This is a genomic window from Stenotrophomonas sp. GD04024 (assembly GCF_029837545.1).
GTDB classification, from domain to species: domain Bacteria; phylum Pseudomonadota; class Gammaproteobacteria; order Xanthomonadales; family Xanthomonadaceae; genus Stenotrophomonas; species Stenotrophomonas forensis.
The window spans coordinates 18,552-34,997 of sequence record NZ_JAOEDV010000019.1; the positions used below are offsets into that span (position 1 = coordinate 18,552).

At 67.8% G+C, this 16,446-nt stretch carries 14 protein-coding genes and 1 pseudogene; 7 read left to right on the forward strand and 8 right to left on the reverse strand.

Going from position 1 to position 16,446, the window contains the following annotated elements; all coding sequences use genetic code 11:
• Positions 1 to 15: 15 nt before the first annotated feature.
• The gene (locus tag N7590_RS08730; protein ID WP_279935327.1) at positions 16 to 867 is read right to left on the reverse strand and encodes a FecR domain-containing protein; all 852 of its coding nucleotides are present in this window, start codon (positions 865 to 867) and stop codon (positions 16 to 18) included.
• Positions 864 to 1,388, reverse strand: a complete 525-nt coding sequence (locus tag N7590_RS08735) for an RNA polymerase sigma factor (protein WP_164241017.1) — start codon at positions 1,386 to 1,388, stop codon at positions 864 to 866. The genes N7590_RS08730 and N7590_RS08735 overlap by 4 nt, the downstream gene beginning before the upstream one ends.
• Positions 1,389 to 1,590: 202 nt before the next feature.
• Between N7590_RS08735 and N7590_RS08740 the strand changes: the two genes are divergently transcribed.
• The 3 genes and pseudogenes from N7590_RS08740 to N7590_RS08750 all read left to right on the forward strand — a co-directional run.
• Positions 1,591 to 1,857: a hypothetical protein gene (locus tag N7590_RS08740; protein WP_133934788.1), complete on the forward strand. Its 267-nt coding sequence runs from the start codon at positions 1,591 to 1,593 to the stop codon at positions 1,855 to 1,857.
• A 9-nt stretch (positions 1,858 to 1,866) separates the two neighbouring features.
• Positions 1,867 to 3,039: a low temperature requirement protein A gene (locus N7590_RS08745; RefSeq protein ID WP_279935330.1), complete on the forward strand. Its 1,173-nt coding sequence runs from the start codon at positions 1,867 to 1,869 to the stop codon at positions 3,037 to 3,039.
• Between the two features lie 20 nt (positions 3,040 to 3,059).
• Positions 3,060 to 3,308: pseudogene (locus N7590_RS08750) on the forward strand (EamA family transporter); the annotation flags it as partial.
• 64 nt (positions 3,309 to 3,372) lie between these two features.
• On the opposite strand, the gene N7590_RS08755 reads toward N7590_RS08750, so the two are convergent.
• The 6 genes from N7590_RS08755 to N7590_RS08780 form a co-directional block, all read right to left on the reverse strand.
• Positions 3,373 to 4,014, reverse strand: a complete 642-nt coding sequence (locus N7590_RS08755; RefSeq protein WP_053509196.1) for a response regulator — start codon at positions 4,012 to 4,014, stop codon at positions 3,373 to 3,375.
• Positions 4,007 to 5,062 (reverse strand): ATP-binding protein, encoded by a 1,056-nt coding sequence (locus tag N7590_RS08760; RefSeq protein WP_053509194.1) that lies wholly within the window; start codon positions 5,060 to 5,062, stop codon positions 4,007 to 4,009. The genes N7590_RS08755 and N7590_RS08760 overlap by 8 nt, the downstream gene beginning before the upstream one ends.
• A 277-nt stretch (positions 5,063 to 5,339) precedes the next feature.
• The gene (locus N7590_RS08765) at positions 5,340 to 6,080 is read right to left on the reverse strand and encodes an MgtC/SapB family protein (RefSeq protein ID WP_164241019.1); all 741 of its coding nucleotides are present in this window, start codon (positions 6,078 to 6,080) and stop codon (positions 5,340 to 5,342) included.
• A gap of 30 nt (positions 6,081 to 6,110) precedes the next feature.
• Complete coding sequence (gene mgtA, locus N7590_RS08770; protein ID WP_279935332.1) at positions 6,111 to 8,870, reverse strand: magnesium-translocating P-type ATPase; 2,760 nt, start codon at positions 8,868 to 8,870, stop codon at positions 6,111 to 6,113.
• Positions 8,871 to 8,933: 63 nt separating this feature from the next.
• On the reverse strand, positions 8,934 to 9,233 hold the full coding sequence (locus tag N7590_RS08775) for a hypothetical protein (protein WP_006447714.1): 300 nt from the start codon (positions 9,231 to 9,233) through the stop codon (positions 8,934 to 8,936).
• Positions 9,234 to 9,550: 317 nt separating this feature from the next.
• Positions 9,551 to 9,856, reverse strand: coding sequence for a hypothetical protein (locus N7590_RS08780; RefSeq protein ID WP_053509188.1), 306 nt, complete (start codon positions 9,854 to 9,856; stop codon positions 9,551 to 9,553).
• Between the two features lie 250 nt (positions 9,857 to 10,106).
• On the opposite strand from N7590_RS08780, the gene N7590_RS08785 reads away from it, so the two are divergent.
• The 4 genes from N7590_RS08785 to N7590_RS08800 are packed head-to-tail and all read left to right on the forward strand — an operon-like array spanning position 10,107 to position 16,439.
• Entirely contained in the window at positions 10,107 to 11,285 is a 1,179-nt protein-coding gene (locus tag N7590_RS08785) for an efflux RND transporter periplasmic adaptor subunit (RefSeq protein WP_239544158.1), read from the forward strand.
• Positions 11,282 to 14,395: a multidrug efflux RND transporter permease subunit gene (locus N7590_RS08790; RefSeq protein WP_164241021.1), complete on the forward strand. Its 3,114-nt coding sequence runs from the start codon at positions 11,282 to 11,284 to the stop codon at positions 14,393 to 14,395. The genes N7590_RS08785 and N7590_RS08790 overlap by 4 nt, the downstream gene beginning before the upstream one ends.
• Positions 14,392 to 15,081 (forward strand): heavy metal response regulator transcription factor, encoded by a 690-nt coding sequence (locus N7590_RS08795; RefSeq protein ID WP_164241022.1) that lies wholly within the window; start codon positions 14,392 to 14,394, stop codon positions 15,079 to 15,081. The genes N7590_RS08790 and N7590_RS08795 overlap by 4 nt, the downstream gene beginning before the upstream one ends.
• Positions 15,078 to 16,439 carry a heavy metal sensor histidine kinase gene (locus N7590_RS08800; protein ID WP_164241023.1) on the forward strand — a complete coding sequence of 454 codons (1,362 nt, stop codon included), beginning with the start codon at positions 15,078 to 15,080 and terminating at the stop codon, positions 16,437 to 16,439. Before N7590_RS08795 ends, N7590_RS08800 begins: the two co-directional genes overlap by 4 nt.
• Positions 16,440 to 16,446 lie beyond the last annotated feature (7 nt).

Below are 16,446 nucleotides of genomic sequence, written 5' to 3' on the forward strand. Positions count from 1 at the left end.
GGCGATCAATGGCGATCAATCGCGCCTGCGCAGGTGCAGGCTGCCATCGGCGGCGGCGTGCACCTGTACCGGCAGGATCTCCGGCAGCAGTGCCACGGCGGTGTCGGCGCGGTCGGCGTCGAACACGCCGGACACCTGCAGCGGGCCCAGGGTGGGGTCATCCAGCACGATCGGACGGTCGTGATAGCGCTGCAGGATCCGGAACACCTCCACCAGCGGCAGCCGATCGAACTGCAGCCGCCCGGTGGTCCAGTCGGCCGGGTCGGTGTCGATCGCCTCGGGCGGAGAGATCGACCCCGGCTGCGCCAGCAGGCGCTGGCCGGGCTTCAGGCGCTGCTCGGCATCGCTGCCCTCGGCGCGTACCCCCACCTCGCCGCGCCACAGGGTCACTTCGCTCAGATCGCCCTGGCGATCCACATCGAACACCGTGCCGTAGTTGCGCACGCGCACCGGTCCGGCATCGACCTCGAAGCGTCGCCATGCCGAATGCTGTACCTGGAAGCGGGCGCGCCCCTGGATCAACACCACCTGCCGTGAACGCAGGTGGCGACGCACCTGCAAGTGGGTGCCGGCATCGAGCAGCAGGTGGCTGCCGTCGGCCAGATCGAGTGCGCGGCGTTCGCCTGCCGCCGTGCGATGGTCCTGCACCTGCCAGGCCGGATCGACCAGCAACAGCGCGCCGGCCATCAGCGCCAGTGCGGGCAGCACGACCTTGGCGGCACGGCCGCCGCGACGACGCTGCAGCGTTTTCGGGTCCGGCAGCGGAAACCGTTCCTTCAGCGCATCGCGATGCTGGTCGAGCAGTTCATCGGTGCTGGGAGGCTGCGACGGCTGCGGCCGCGTGGGAGGCCCGGGTGTACGCCTCATCGCTGCCCGGCCTGCTGGCGGCAGTCGGCCATGGCCAGGCGCAGGTGGCGTTCCACCGCCTTCAGGCCGATACCCATCCGCAGCGCGACCTCGGCCTGGGGCAGTGCGTGGATCTTGTGCAGGATGAACACCTGCTGGCGCCGACACGGCATGCGCTCGATGGTCGCGCTCAATTGCTGAAGCGCCTGCAGGCCCTGGGCCTGCTGCTCGGGCCCGGGCCGGGGGCAGGCATCGTCCGGCAGCTCGGCGCGTGCTTCCACCCAGTGCCGGCGCAGATCCTCGGCGCGGCAGCGATCAACCGCCGCGTCATGCGCGATCCGGCGCAGCAGCGCGATCGGCTGCCGTGCATCGTGCAGCGGCGGGCGCTCCAGCAGGCGCACGCAGACGTCGTGCACCACCTCGCGGGCCAGTCCGGGCGAGCGGAAGCGGCGGCGCAGGTAGTCCACCAGTTCCTCGTAGTGGCGCGCCAGCGAAGACACCAGCGGCAGTGCAGGTGGGTGAGGCGAGGGCAGCTGGGACATCCGGACCGGCAACAGGGGCGAGGGGCGGCTGCAGGGAGGGCATCCCTGCACGATGACGCAATACTAATGGGAACCGTTCGCGTTTGCCATGTCCCGGCAGCCATTGATTGTTCGCAGCGGCTGGAAGGTGAAACCACGATCATCGGCTGGAGCGCAGAATCGGCCCGGGCTAGCCTGCCAGCAGGCTCAAGGAGATCGTTACATGCATGTGCTTCTGGTGATCACCGCCGGCGTCCTGCTGCTGGGCGTGTTCCTGCTGTTCGGCCGGCTCTGGAGCGTGGGCAGCTCGCAGCTGCCTGCCGCGCTGATCGCGTTCATCGCCACCTGGCTGCTGGTCTCGGTGGCCAACATGTGGATAGGGGTCAGCAAGGCCGGCTACAGCGTGCGCGAGGAACTGCCGATCCTGCTGCTGGTGTTCGCCGTGCCGGCACTGCTGGCGGGCCTGCTGTACTGGCGCCTGGCACGCTGAAGACCCGCCATGAGCACCCGACTGCGCCTGCCCGCGCTGCGCCATCGCGATGGCCACCATGCCCGCGTGACCTACGAAGAACTGTTCTTCGACCTGGTCTACGTGTTTGCGGTCACCCAGCTCAGCCACCACCTGCTGCACCACCTTGATCTGGCCGGCGTGCTGCAGACCCTGGTGCTCTGGTTCGCGGTCTGGCTGGGCTGGCAGTACGCCTGCTGGGTCAGCAACTGGTTCGACCCGCAGGCGCCGCGCATCCGCGGCCTGCTGTTTGCCACCATGCTGCTGGCGCTGCTGATGTCCTCGTCCATTCCCGAGGCCTTTGCCGACCGGGCCTGGATGTTCGCGGGGGCCTACGCCACGATGCAGGTGGGGCGCACGGCATTCGTCCTGTTCGAGGTCGGTCGCAGCCATCCGCTGGCGCCCAACTTCCGCCGCATGCTGGCGTGGGTCAGCGTTTCGGCGTGCTTCTGGCTGGCCGGTGCCGCAGCCGAGGGCTCTCTGCGCCTGGCGTTGTGGGCGGTGACCGTGGCCTGCGAGTACATCTCGCCGATGTTCGGTTTCGCGTTCCCGGGCATGGGCCGTTCGCACACTCGTGACTGGACCATCGAGGGCGGGCATCTGGCCGAGCGCTGCCAGCTGTTCGTCATCGTGGCGCTGGGCGAAACCCTGCTTGCCACCGGCGGCGTGCTCAGTGAAGTCGAGCACTGGAGCGGCGAAGTGGTCTCGGCCGTGCTGGCCACGTTCGCCGGCACGATCGCCATGTGGTGGCTGTACTTTGGCATCTCCAGCCGCGATGCCACCGAGGCCATCACCCATGCCGAAGACCCGGGGCGGATGGGCGCCAACTTCCATTACGTGCATGCCTTGCTGATCGCCGGCATCATCGCCACGGCGGTGGGCAACGACCTGGTGATGGGCCATCCGGGCGTAGCCGTCAGCACGGTGTACGCCACCGTGATGGTGGCCGGGCCGTTGATCTATCTGCTGGGCAGTGCCCTGTACAAGCGCGTGGTCTATGGACACGCGCCGCGTTCGCACATGTTCGGTGCCGTGGCGTTGGGCGTACTGGGCGTACTGTTGCCGCAGACCCCTCTGCTGGCTGCCGGCTGGCTGACCAGCGCGGTCCTGCTGGCGGTGGGGCTGATGGATACACGCATGAAGCATCGCCTGCAGCGCACCTGATCCACACCGGGTACGGCACGAAGGGTGTGGACTCGGACCTGGCCATCCGCACCCTGATCGTGGCGGCGGTGATCCTGCCGCTGGTGGTGGTCACCGGCAAGCGGTCCAACCCGCTGCTGCTGCCGGGGCGCACCCAGCTGTTCCTGGTGCTCTCCGCCCTGGCAACCGGCGCCTCATGGCTGTTCTACTTCCGCGCGCTGCAGAGTGGCGAACTGGCCAAGGTCGCGGTGGTCGACAAGGTCAGCGTCGTGCTGGTGGTCGTGCTGGCCACCCGGAAATAGCGCAAGCGGAATGCTGTTCGACGCTGCCGATCCGCTCTGCCGTGCTGCCGGGTCAGGGCGAGCCCGCCTGCAGGCGGTCGTACATCCGCACCAGATCGACCAGGGTGCGCGCGCCCATCTTGCGCATCACCTGTGCACGGCGCACCTTCACCGTGATCTCGCTGACCGCGAGGTCGCCGGCGATCTGCTTGTTGAGACGCCCGCGCACCACGCCATCGACCACCTCGCGCTCGCCGGCATTGAGCGTGTTCCAGCGCTGCTGCAGGGCATCGAGTGCCTCGCCGTCGCGGCGGCGCTGGCGATCGATCTCGATGCCCTTGTGGATCGCGTCCAGCAGTTCCTGGTCACGGAACGGCTTGGTCAGGAATTCGATGGCGCCGTCCTTGATCGCGTTCACGCCCATGGCGATATCGCCGTGGCCGGTGATGAACACCACTGGCAGCTGTAGGCCGTGCGTGCCCATGCTGCGATGGAACTCCAGGCCACTCTGGCCGGGCATGCGCACATCCAGCACCAGGCAGGCCGGTGCATCTTCCAGTTCGTGGTCCAGGAACGCCTGGGTGGAGGCGAAGGCCCTTACCTGCAGTCCCATCGAAGCCAATAGATCCTCAAGCGCCGCGCGCACCGAGGGGTCGTCGTCGATCACGTAGACGATCGGTGCCGGATCGGCAACCGGGGCAGTGGGCTTACGCATGAGGAACATCCGTGGCGATGGGCAGGTCGAAGACGAAGCAGGCCCCGCCGCCGCTCGGGCGCTCGGCGCGGATCTGGCCATCGTTGGCTTCGATCATCGAACGGCTGAGGCTGAGGCCGAGGCCAAGACCGTGTGACTTGGTGGTCCAGAACGCATCGAACACACGCTCGGGATGGTCGGCGGGGAGGCCGACACCGCGATCGCGCACACTGAGGCTGATCCGCGCGCCATCGCGCTGGGTCAGCAGGGACAGGCGCCTGTCAGCGGCAGGCACCGCTTCCATCGCGTCCACCGCATTGAGGATCAGGTTGCCGATCACCTGCTGTACCTGTACGCGGTCGGCCTGCACCGGTGGCAGGTCGGCATCCAGCAGCAACGCCACCGCCACGCCATGCCGATCCAGCTCGCTGCGTGACAGTGCCAGCATTTCTTCCACTGCCTGGTTCAGATCGAAGGCGCGACGCTCCGGCGCGGCACCCTGGGTCAGGCCGCGGATGCGCGCGATCACGTCGCCGGCGCGGTGCGCATCGGCCAGGATGCGGGCCACGGTCTGCCGTGCCTTGTCCACGTTCGGCGGGTCCTGCGCCAGCCAGCGCTGGCAGGCCTCGGCACTGCTGGCGATGGCCGCCAGCGGCTGGTTCACCTCGTGCGCGATGGAGGTGGTCAGCTCGCCTACGGTTGACGCGCGCGCGACCCGCAGCAATCGTCCCTGGGCCTCCTGCACCGCCGCCTTGGCCGCTTCCATGTTCAGGGCCAGATAGGTGGTGATGCCGATCACCAGCATGCCGATCACCGAATTGACCAGGCCGATACGGTAGGTGCCGAAGCGGGTCAGGAAGAAGCTCAGAGCGGTCAGCGCGATGCAGGCAAGGGCCAGCGTGATCAGCCCACGGGCGGCCAGCACGCGCGAGGCGGCCAGGATGACCGCCGCGTAGAAACACGCCGCTGCAACGGCGTAGTCGGTGACGGTGTCGATCAGGAAGATCGCCGCCATCACGACGATCAGGGCCAGCAGCACCAGCGGGCGATGGGGCGACAGCGATGGCATCGGGACAGCTCCCTGGCGTGGGCGGAAAGGATAGCAAAGCGGGCATGGGTCGGTTGCCGACCGGTAGTGCCGGCCGCTGGCCGGCATCTGCATGGTGCCTCTGGAGATCATGAGGTTGTCGGCCAGCGGCCGGCACTACCGCAGCGGCGGGCATGGCATCTGATGGTTTGTGCCGACCAACGGTCGGCACCTACCGAAGCAGGGTGCGAAGGCAGGATGTGCTGGCTGCGGGTGGGTGCCGACCGTTGGTCAGCACGACCCCGAGTAGCCCGCCGAGCTACTCCTCCAGGCTGGCGTTCCAGAATCCCTGCAGTACGCCAGGCGTGGTCGCCAGCGTTGCCAGCACGGCATCCAGTTCGCCGGCATCGACCGTGGTGGCGTACAGCACTGCTTCAATCTCCACATCGCGTTCGCCAAACGGCCGCTGGTCCACCGCGCGTACCGGGTACTGCGCCTGCTCAAGCAGCAGCAACAGCTGGTCAAGCACCTCGGCCTGCTGCTCGCGCTGGCAGACCACGTTGATCGCATAGGTCGCCTCGCTGAAGGCTTCCGGCAGCGGCTGCCGCTGGATGCGGTTCACCACCGGTCGCAACAGCGTGTTGGCGGCCAGCACGAAGATCGCGGCCATCACCGCTTCCGGCAGCAGCTTGATGCCGGCGCACGCACCCACCGCCGCCGAGCCCCACAGGGTGGCGGCGGTGTTCAGGCCGGACACCTGCGCGCCGTCCTTCATGATCGCGCCGGCACCGAGAAAGCCGACGCCGGAAATCACATAGGCCACCACATGCAGCGGCGACGGCGGCCCTCCGTACAGGTCATGGAAGCGCACGGCCAGGTCGACGAACACCGCCGCGCCTACCGCCACCAGCGTGTTGGTGCGCAGCCCGGCGGTGCGCTGGCGCAGTTGCCGTTCCAGGCCGATGATCGTTCCCAGCACGAAGGCCACCGTCAGGCTGATCAGCGAGCTCAGGGTGGCGCCGGCGTTGAACGCCGGCAGGTTCGGATTGATGTCGAGCATCCATTTCTCCCTGGGCAAGCCGGCCAGTGCTTACTGCCAGCCGTAGCGACGGATGTAGAACTTCTTCAGCGCGGTGGTCAGCACCGCATAGCCGAACAGGATCGCCACCAGGAACGGCCAGTAGCCGGCCGGCAGGGCCTGCAGCTTGAAGTAGCCGGCCAGCGGACTCATCGGCAGGGCCACGCCGATGGCCATGATCAGGCCGGTCATCAGCAGCAGCGGCGGTGCAGCGATGCTCTGCAGGAACGGCACCTTTGGCGTGCGGATCATGTGCACGATCAGGGTCTGGGTCAGCAGGCCGACCACGAACCAGCCGGATTGGAACAGGCTCTGGTCGGCTACGGTGCGCGCGTCGAACACGTACCACATCAGGGCGAAGCAGGTCAGGTCGAAGATCGAGCTGATCGGCCCGAAGAACACCATGAAGCGGCCGATGTCCGCCGGGTTCCACTTCAGCGGCTTGCGTACCAGTTCCTCGTCCACGTTGTCGAACGGAATGGCGATCTGCGAGATGTCGTACAGCAGGTTCTGCACCAGCAGCTGCAATGGCAGCATCGGCAGGAACGGCAGGAAGGCCGAGGCCACCAGTACCGAGAACACGTTGCCGAAGTTGGAACTGGCGGTCATGCGGATGTACTTGAGCATATTGTTGAAGGTGCGCCGGCCCTGGATGACGCCTTCCTCCAGCACCATCAGGTTCTTTTCGAGCAGGATGATGTCGGCGGCCTCCTTGGCGATGTCCACCGCGCTGTCCACGCTGATGCCGATGTCGGCGGCACGCAGCGCGGGCGCATCATTGATGCCGTCGCCAAGGAAGCCGACCACCTTGCCCTGTGCGCGCAGCTCGCGCACCAGGCGCTCCTTGTGCAGCGGCGTCAGCCGGGCGAACACGCGATGGTGATGCAGCGCCCGCGACAGTGCGCCATCATCCATGCGCTCGATCTGCGGGCCGGTCAGGATCGTGTCCGCGTCCAGCCCGACCTGGGCACAGACGCGGGCGGTGACCAGTTCGTTGTCGCCGGTGAATACCTTCACCTCCACGCCATGCGCGGCCAACGCCTGCAGTGCCTGCGCGGCGGACTCCTTCGGCGGGTCGAGGAAGGCCACGTAGCCGACCAGGGTCAGGTCGCACTCGTCGGCCTGCGAGTAGGCGGTCCGGCTGGCCGCGGTTTCCTTCATCGCCACCGCCACCACGCGCAGGCCCTGTTCGTTCAGTTCCTCGGTGGTCTGCCGCACGCGCGCCAGGCGCGCGTCATCCAGCGGCATGTCCTGGCCGTTCTCGCGCACGGTGCTGCATACCGCCAGCATCTCCTCCACTGCGCCCTTGCAGATCAGCTCGTGATGATCCTCGCGCTCGGACACCACCACCGACATGCGGCGGCGCTCGAAGTCGAACGGGATTTCGTCCACCTTGTGGTAGTCCTGCGACAGCCGCAGCGAGCTCTGCAGCTCCACGTGCTCCAGCACCGCGCGGTCGAGCAGGTTGATCAGCCCGGTCTGGAAGTGGCTGTTGAGGTAGGCAAACGCCAGCACGTCCTCCGAATCGTGACCGAACACGTCGGTATGGCGTTCCAGCGCGATCTTGTCCTGGGTGAGGGTGCCGGTCTTGTCGGTGCACAGCACTTCCATCGCGCCGAAGTTCTGGATCGCGTCCAGGCGCTTGACGATCACCTTGCGCCGCGACAGCAGCACCGCACCCTTGGCCAGGGTGGAGGTGACGATCATCGGCAGCATTTCCGGGGTCAGCCCCACTGCCACCGACAGTGCGAACAGGAACGCCTCGGTCCAGTCGCCCTTGGTCCAGCCGTTGATCAGCAGCACGAACGGCACCATCACCAGCGCGAAGCGGATCAGCAGCCAGCTGACGCTGTTGACGCCGGCCTGGAATGCGGTGGGTGCACGGTCGGTGGCGGTGCTGCGCTGGGCCAGGGTGCCGAAGTAGGTGCGGTTGCCGGTCGCCAGAACGATGGCGGTGGCGGTGCCGGACACCACGTTGGTGCCCATGAACAGCAGGTTGTGCTGCTCCAGCAGGCCGGCCAGGCCATCGCCCGGGTGCGCGAACTTCTCCACCGGCAGCGATTCACCGGTCATCGCCGCCTGCGCCACGAACAGGTCCTTGGCGGTCAGCACTCGGCAGTCGGCCGGAATCATGTCGCCGGCCGACAGCACGATGTGGTCACCGGGCACCAGTTCGCGGATCGGCAGGTCCAGCAGGCGCGCCGGGCGGCGGCTGTGCAGGTGTGCACCGAAGTACTGGTCGGCCACGTCGGCGGCCTCGGTACCCGGATTGCGGCGCAGCACCCGCGCCGTGTTGCCGACCAGGGCCTTCAGGCGTTCGGCCGCACGGTTGGAACGGCCCTCCTGCACGAAGCGGATCAGCGTGGACAGCAGCACCATCGCGCCGATCACGATCGTTGCCTTCAGGTCCTCGGTCAGCCAGGACACCGCCGCCAGCACGGTCAGCAGCAGGTTGAACGGGTTGCGGTAGCACTGCCACAGGTGGCGCCACCACGGCAGTGGCTTTTCGTGATCAACCTCGTTGGGGCCGAGCGTGGCCAGTCGCTCCCCGGCTTCGTGCGGGCTGAGGCCATCGGCATGCGAATCCAGCGTGGCCAGCAGCTCCGCTTCCGGCTGCTGGGCCAGGGTGACCAGGCCGGTGGTAAGCGCGAACGGCGCCGCTTCGGCGCTGCCCGGGCCGAAGCCGGCCTCGGGCATCGCACGGCGGCGGAACAGGTTGCCTGCGCGACGGCTGCGCAGGAAGGCGTTGAACCAGGCGTTGAGCAGGCTCATGGGACTCTCCTCGAATGTCAGAGCCGGCCGGGGCCGGAACACGAACGGAACGGATGGAACAGGTCAGGCGTGGCGCATCGCCAGCACCGCCGGCGACCACGGCTGCATGTGCAGGCGCTGGCTGCCGCCGATGCACAGCGGCTTCATCGCATCGCGCAGGGGGTAGGGCAGGTGGCGCAGCACGTTGATGCGCTCGCTGATCGGCAGCAGCGACAGCGCGTCGGCCACCACGCGTGGCGAGCCGAGCGACAACGAACGGGCGAACATGACCGGGCCGTGCTGCAGCAGCTGGCTGCGCAGGGCGGCAACATCGCGCTCACCGATCAGGCGGCGCAGGGTGATGTAGAGGATCTTGTAGGACATGGGGGCGATCTCCAGGCAGGCGGCACCTGGCGATCCCCCGTCACTCAGGCAGGCAGGGACCAGCGGGCAGGCGCCAGGAACAGGCAACAGGCATCCGGGGCGCGTCGCGCCCGGCAGGGTCGGGGTCCATCTGCGTCTCCATGAGGGGAGGGTGCCGGCCAGGGTTGCCCTGGCCAGTGGCGCTATTGTCCGCCCCTGAATGGGGCAGTCCTAGAGGCTCGTGGGTTAGCCCGGCTATACCTTGGTATAGCCGTGGGCGGGGGAGCGTGCGCGGCCAACACGGCCAGGCGCGCGCACAGGCGCGCCGGCGCCGGGAATCAATGCGCGGCCGCAGGCGCGGTCTGCTTGCAGACGTCGTATTCGCCGCGGCTCAGTTTCTGGTCACGGTCGGTATCGCAGGTGTGCAGGCGCTCGGCCCAGTCCGGTGCGACTGCATCCACTTCGGCCAGGGTGACGATGCCGTCCTTGTCCTTGTCGAGGGATTCATAGGCGGGGAGCAGCTTCACTTCGGTGACGTCTTCGGCCGCAGTGGCCTTGCTGGCCTCCTGTGGCCTGGAGCAGGCACCCAGCAGCAGGGCGGTGGCAATCACGAGGGCAGCAGGGACGAAGCGGAAACCGGTCATGGCGTACTCCTGGGAGGGTGTGGGATCGCCAGCGTGGCGCCCATGGCCGGATCATCGGCACCGCTCCGTAAGGGAGGCGCGAAGAAGGCCGGTGGTCGCGCACGTGGGTGGGCCATCGTTCACGGGACGCCCTAAGGACGTCCAGCTGACGGAATTGTCAGGCAGGCGACAGCCAGGCGCCGGAGGCTACCGGTAAGGATGGCACCAGGCCCGCGCAGCCCCCGCGCCGGCACCGGTATGGACTCCCCGCATGCGAATTCCTTTCCTGTCCGCACGAATGCGTCGCCGCCACCTCGCACTGGGTGCGCTGTTGCTGGTGGTGCTGTCGCTGGTGATGCTGTTCCATGGCGTGTCGCGGGGTGACGCGCAGCCCGCCAGCACCCCGCCACCGGTGCCGGTGGTCACCGGTCGCGTGGAGCAGCGCGATGTGGCGCACTGGCGCAGCGGCGTAGGCACGGTGCAGTCACTGCAGAGCGCGGTGCTGCGGCCCCAGGTCGATGGCGTGCTCACCGAGGTGCTGTTCGAGGAAGGCCAGAAGGTGCGCAAGGGACAGCTGCTGGCCCGCATCGATGATCGCGCGATCCGCGCCGACCTGGGCGGCGCGCAGGCCGCAGTGGTGCGTGACCGCGCCACGCTGGATGCCGCACGCTCGGACCTCGCCCGCCTGCAGCACCTGTCCAGCGATCAGCTGGTGTCCCGGCAGATGCTTGAACAACAGGCCGCGACGGTACAGCAGCTGCAGGCGACCGGGCACGGCAACCAGGCGGCGGTGGACGCCGCGCAGGTGCAGCTGTCGTACACCCGCATCCTGGCGCCGATGGACGGCCGCATCGGCCTGCGCCAGGTCGATCCAGGCAATCTGGTGCGGGCCACCGATACCCAGGGGCTGGTCACCGTGCAGCAGACCGATCCGATCTCGGTGGTGTTCGCACTGCCGCAGGACGCATTGCCGCAGCTGCGGCAGGCATTGGCTTCCGGTGAAGTGGCGGTGCAGGCGCTCGACCGCGACGGTGGCCAGCTGTTGGCCGAAGGCCGCCTGCAGGTGATCGACAACCAGGTGGAGGAAACCTCCGGCACCGTGCGCCTGCGTGCGCGCTTTGCCAATGCCGATGATCGGTTGTGGCCCGGGCAGCTGGTCAGCGTGCGCGTGCGCACCGGCCAGAGCACCGGCGCCCTGGTGGTGCCGGCGGCGGCGATCCAGCGCGGTGTGGACGGCAGCTTCGTCTATCGCGTGCTCGGCGACGGCAGCGTGGAAGTATTGCCGGTCAGCCTCGGCGAGGCCGAGAACGGGCAGGTGGTGGTGCAGGGCGAACTGCGCGTGGGCGATGTGATCGTGCGCGACGGGCAGTCGCGCCTGCGCCCGGGTGTGGTCGTCGCTGAAGCCGCGGCACCGGCCGTACCAGTTGCCAGGGGCGGGGCCGCCCCATGAGCGCACGTGTCTCGCTGTCCAGCTGGTTCGTCAGGCATCCGGTGGCGACCACGCTGCTCACCCTGGCGGTGGTGCTGCTGGGCGTGTCTGCACTGCCACGGCTCCCGGTGGCGCCGCTGCCGGAGGCCGAATTCCCCACCATCCGGGTCAATGCCAGCCTGCCCGGGGCCAGCGCCGACACCATGGCGTCGGCGGTTGCCACGCCGCTGGAAACGCAGCTGACCGGCGTGCCAGGCATCATCGAGATGACCTCCACCAGCGCGCTGGGCAGTACCTCGATCACGCTGCAGTTCGATCTGGAAAAGGACATCGATACCGCCGCACAGGAAGTGCAGGCGGCGATCAATGCTGCCGCCGGGCGCCTGCCCAGCGACCTGCCGAACCTGCCGACCTGGCGCAAGGTCAATCCGGCCGACAGCCCGATCCTGGTACTCAGCGTGGTGTCGGCGCAGATGTCGATGACCGAGCTGAGCGATCTGGCCGAAAGCCGGCTGGCGCGCTCGATCAGCCAGATCAGTGGCGTGTCCGAGGTCAACATCGTCGGCCAGCAGCGCCCGGCCATCCGCATCCAGGCCCAGCCGGAGCGGCTGGCGGCGATGGGCATGACCCTGTCCGATCTGCGCGGGGTGGCCCAGAACGCCAGCCTCAACCAGGCCAAGGGCGCGCTGATGGGCGAGCAGCGTACATCCACCTTTGAAGCCAACGACCAGTTGTTCGATGCGCAGGACTACCGGCAGCTGGTGGTGGCCTACCGCGCGGGCTCGCCGGTGACCCTGGGCGACGTCGCGCAGGTGGTCGACGGTGCCGAGAACGCCTACGTGCAGGCGTGGCCGAACGGGCAGCCGGGCGTGGGCCTGATCATCAGCCGGCAGCCGGGCGCCAACATCGTGCGCACCACTGACGCTGTGCTGGCAGCACTGCCGGAGCTGCGTGCGAACCTGCCGGCCAGCGTCGATGTGGACGTGCTCAACGACCGCACGCGCACCATCCGCGCCTCGCTGCACGAAGTGGAAGTGACCCTGGTGCTGACCATCGTGCTGGTGGTGCTGGTGATGGGCCTGTTCCTGCGCCAGCTGTCGGCCACGCTCATCGTCGGCGCGGTGCTGGTGGTGGCACTGGTGGCCACCTTCGCTGCCATGTATGTAGCCGGCTTCAGCCTCAACAATCTCACCCTGGTGGCACTGGTGGTGGCGGTCGGCTTCGTGGTGGACGATGCCATCGTGGTGGTGGAGAACATCCATCGTCATCGGGAGGCCGGGTTGGGGCCGATGGAGGCCGCCCTGAAGGGGGCCGAGGAGATTGGTTTCACCGTGGTCTCGATCAGCCTGTCATTGATCGCGGCGTTCATCCCGTTGCTGTTCATGGGCGGCGTTGTCGGGCGCCTGTTCGCCGAGTTCGCGCTGACCATCACCGTGGCCATCCTGATCTCCATCGTGGCCTCGCTGACACTGGCACCGATGATGGCCGCGCACCTGATGAAGCGCATGCCGGCGCACCGGGAAAGCCAGGACACACTGGCCGGGCGCCTGCTGGCCGGCTACGACCGCAGCCTGCAATGGGCGCTGGGCCATCCACGGCTGATACTGCTCGGCTTCGGCGCCACCGTGGCGGTGGCCGTGGCGTCGTACGTGATGATTCCCAAGGGCTTCTTCCCGTTGCAGGACACCGCGTTCGTCATTGCCACCACCGAAGCGGCGCAGGACATCGGCTTCGAGGAGATGGCGGCCAAGCACCAGCAGCTGGCGAAGATCGCCGCCGAAGATCCGGCGCTGCTGGCGTACAACCATGCGGTGGGCGCGACCGGCGGCAGCCAGACCCTGTCCAACGGGCGCTTCTGGTTCATCCTCAAGGACCGCGGCGACCGCGACGTGGACGTGCACGCCTTCATCGACCGCCTGCGCGCGAAGATGGCCAGCGTGCCCGGCATCACCGTATACATGCGTGCCGCGCAGGACATCAACCTCGGTGCCGGGCCGTCGCGCACCCAGTACCAGTACGCCCTGCGCGGGCAGGACAGCCGTGAACTGTCGCGCTGGGCCGAACAGCTGACCACGCGCCTGCGCGGCCTGCCGCAGCTGCGCGACGTGTCCAACGACCAGCAGGTGGGCGCCAGTGTCACCCGGCTGCAGATCGACCGCACCGCCGCAGCGCGCTTCGGCCTCACCGCCAACGATATCGACCAAGTGCTCTACGACGCCTTCGGCCAGCGCCAGATCAACGAGTTCCAGACCGATACCAACCAGTACCGGGTGATCCTGGAGATCGCACCGGGCCTGCTCGGCCAGGTCGACGCGCTGTCCTACTTCCACCTGCGCTCGCCGCTGACCGGGCAGATGGTGCCGTTGTCGGCGGTGGCGCAGGTGCAGCCGCCGGGCAACGGCCCGCTGTCGATCAGCCACAATGGCATGCTGCCGGCGGTGAACCTGTCGTTCAACCTGGCGCCGGGCGTTTCGCTGGGCGAGGCAGTAACGCTGGTCGAGCAGGCACAGGCGCAGATCGGCATGCCTGCCAGCATCAGCGGCCGTTTCCAAGGTACCGCGCAGGCGTTCCAGGAGTCGCTGGCCAGCCAGCCGATGCTGATCCTGGCCGCATTGCTGGCGGTCTACATCATCCTCGGCGTGCTTTACGAGAGCTTCGTGCACCCGCTCACCATCCTGTCCACGCTGCCTTCGGCGGGTATCGGTGCGGTGCTGATGCTGTGGCTGTGGGGCCTGGACTTTTCGATCATGGCGCTGATCGGCATCGTGCTGCTGATCGGCATCGTCAAGAAAAACGGCATCCTGATGGTCGACTTCGCCCTCGATGCGCAACGCAATCGTGGATTGACACCCATGCAGGCGATCCATGAGGCCTGCCTGACCCGTTTCCGCCCGATCATGATGACCACGCTGGCGGCACTGCTCGGCGCCATCCCGCTGATGATTGGCTTTGGCACCGGCTCGGAGCTGCGCCAGCCGCTGGGCGTGGCGGTGGTGGGTGGGCTGCTGATCAGCCAGGTGCTGACCCTGTACAGTACCCCGGTGATCTATCTGGCCCTGGACCGGCTGTTCCTGCAGCGCCGACGTGAGCGCAGGGCAGCGGCAGGCGCCGCGCTGACGGAGCCCGGATGAAACTGCTGATCGTCGAGGATGAGAGCAAGACCGCCCATTACCTGCGCACCGGGTTGGGCGAGCAGGGCTGGGCAGTGGATCTGGCCGCCGACGGCCTGACCGGCCTGCATCTCGCCCGCGAGTTCGACTACGACGTGATCGTGCTGGACGTGATGCTGCCGGGCATTGACGGCTTCAACGTGCTGCGCGAACTGCGTCGCAGCAAGCAGACCCCGGTAATCATGCTGACCGCGCGTGACCGCGTGGATGATCGCGTGCATGGGCTGGGGCAGGGCGCCGACGACTACCTGGTCAAGCCGTTCTCGTTCATCGAACTGCTGGCGCGCCTGCAGGCGCTGGTGCGGCGCGGACGCCAGCAGGAGCCGACCGAACTGCAGGTGGGCGACCTGCAGGTCAACCTGCTGGCACGGCGTGCCTATCGTGACGGCGCGCGACTGGACCTGACCGGCAAGGAATTCGCGCTTCTGGCGTTGCTGGCGCAGCGACGCGGCCAGATCCTGTCCAAGACGGTGATTGCGGCCCAGGTCTGGGACATCAACTTCGACAGCAATACCAACGTGGTGGAAGTGGCGATCAAGCGGCTGCGCAGCAAGCTCGATGGCCCGTATCCCAGCAAGCTGCTGCACACCGTGCGCGGCATGGGCTACGTGCTGGAAGTGCGCGACGATGAGGGTGACGGTCGATGAGGATGTCGATTGCGCAGCGCCTGTCGGCGATGTTCGCGCTGGCTGCGCTGCTGGTGTTCACCCTGCTGGGCATCGGCGTGTACGGCGTGCTGGAGCGCCAGGTGGAGCGATATCAGTATGCCGAGTTGCAGACCAAGCTGCATGCGGTCAGCGGCAGCGTGGCCATGTGTGATACCCGCGAGCGCTGGACCAAGGTCCGTGAGAAAGTCGGCAATCTGATTTCCGGTGATCGCGACACGCTGGTCTGGGCGTGGAGCGATGATCCGACCTTCCGGATTGGCACCGCGCGTCCGCAGGTGCGGCCACCGGCCAAGGGCGATGCGGGGATGGGGACGTTGCAGCGGATAGGCGAGCACCCATTGCGCACCCTCTACGAGCACGTGCCAGGCAAGGGCGTGCGCCCGGCGGTGGATGTGTGGATCGGCATCGATTCCGCTCCGTACACGCATGCATTGCAGCGTTTCGTGGTGGCGCTGTGGGTCGCGGGGGTGCTGGGCGTACTGCTGGTGGCCGGGCTCGGCTACTGGATCGCGCGCCTGGGGCTGGCACCGCTGCGCGCGCTTTCGAACGAGGCGCGCTCGCTCAGTCCACAGCGGCTGTCGCAGCGCCTGGCGGCCGACGGCCTGCCGGCAGAACTGGGCCACCTGACCGGCGCGTTCAACGGCGCGCTGGACCGGCTGGAAGCGGCCTACACCCGCCTGGACGGCTTCAACGCCGACGTCGCCCACGAACTGCGCACTCCGCTGGCCAACCTGATGGGCCAGACGCAGGTGGCGCTGTCGCGGCCGCGCGACAACGCTGAGCTGCAGGAGGTGATGCAGTCCAACCTGGAAGAACTGGAACGGCTGCGTGCCATCGTCAACGACATGTTGTTCCTGTCGCGTGCCGGGCAGGGTGACATCGCCATGGAGACCCGTCAGGTTGCGCTGGCCGAGGAAGTGGCGGCCGCGGGTGACTTCCTCGAGCTGTTGTTCGAGGATGCCGGGTTGACCCTGCACGTCGAAGGCGACGCCACCGCACGCATCGACCCGTCGCTGTTCCGGCGGGCATTGACCAACCTGCTGCACAACGCCGTGCAGCATGCACGGCCCGGAAGCGAGGTGCGCGTGCAGCTGCAGGCCGAAGGCGAGGGCGCGCGCATCGCGGTGATGAACGAGGGGGCAGGCATCGCTGCCGAGCACCTGCCCCTGCTGTTCGAGCGCTTCTATCGCGTGGACCAGGCCCGTGAGTACCGGGGCGAACGCCACCACGGCCTCGGCCTGTCGATCGTCAAGGCCATCGCCATGCTGCATGGCGGCGACGTGTTCGTGGCCAGCCGCAATGGGCTGACCACGGTGGGGTTCACGGTGATGTGCTGAGGCTGTG

Bases quoted from the DNA above. Each gene is read 5' to 3' on its own strand.
- N7590_RS08730 (WP_279935327.1), bottom strand. From the start codon at position 867: ATGAGGCGTACACCCGGGCCTCCCACGCGGCCGCAGCCGTCGCAGCCT.
- N7590_RS08735 (WP_164241017.1), bottom strand. From the start codon at position 1,388: ATGTCCCAGCTGCCCTCGCCTCACCCACCTGCACTGCCGCTGGTGTCT.
- N7590_RS08740 (WP_133934788.1), top strand. From the start codon at position 1,591: ATGCATGTGCTTCTGGTGATCACCGCCGGCGTCCTGCTGCTGGGCGTG.
- N7590_RS08745 (WP_279935330.1), top strand. From the start codon at position 1,867: ATGAGCACCCGACTGCGCCTGCCCGCGCTGCGCCATCGCGATGGCCAC.
- N7590_RS08755 (WP_053509196.1), bottom strand. From the start codon at position 4,014: ATGCGTAAGCCCACTGCCCCGGTTGCCGATCCGGCACCGATCGTCTAC.
- N7590_RS08760 (WP_053509194.1), bottom strand. From the start codon at position 5,062: ATGCCATCGCTGTCGCCCCATCGCCCGCTGGTGCTGCTGGCCCTGATC.
- N7590_RS08765 (WP_164241019.1), bottom strand. From the start codon at position 6,080: ATGCTCGACATCAATCCGAACCTGCCGGCGTTCAACGCCGGCGCCACC.
- mgtA (WP_279935332.1), bottom strand. From the start codon at position 8,870: ATGAGCCTGCTCAACGCCTGGTTCAACGCCTTCCTGCGCAGCCGTCGC.
- N7590_RS08775 (WP_006447714.1), bottom strand. From the start codon at position 9,233: ATGTCCTACAAGATCCTCTACATCACCCTGCGCCGCCTGATCGGTGAG.
- N7590_RS08780 (WP_053509188.1), bottom strand. From the start codon at position 9,856: ATGACCGGTTTCCGCTTCGTCCCTGCTGCCCTCGTGATTGCCACCGCC.
- N7590_RS08785 (WP_239544158.1), top strand. From the start codon at position 10,107: ATGCGAATTCCTTTCCTGTCCGCACGAATGCGTCGCCGCCACCTCGCA.
- N7590_RS08790 (WP_164241021.1), top strand. From the start codon at position 11,282: ATGAGCGCACGTGTCTCGCTGTCCAGCTGGTTCGTCAGGCATCCGGTG.
- N7590_RS08795 (WP_164241022.1), top strand. From the start codon at position 14,392: ATGAAACTGCTGATCGTCGAGGATGAGAGCAAGACCGCCCATTACCTG.
- N7590_RS08800 (WP_164241023.1), top strand. From the start codon at position 15,078: ATGAGGATGTCGATTGCGCAGCGCCTGTCGGCGATGTTCGCGCTGGCT.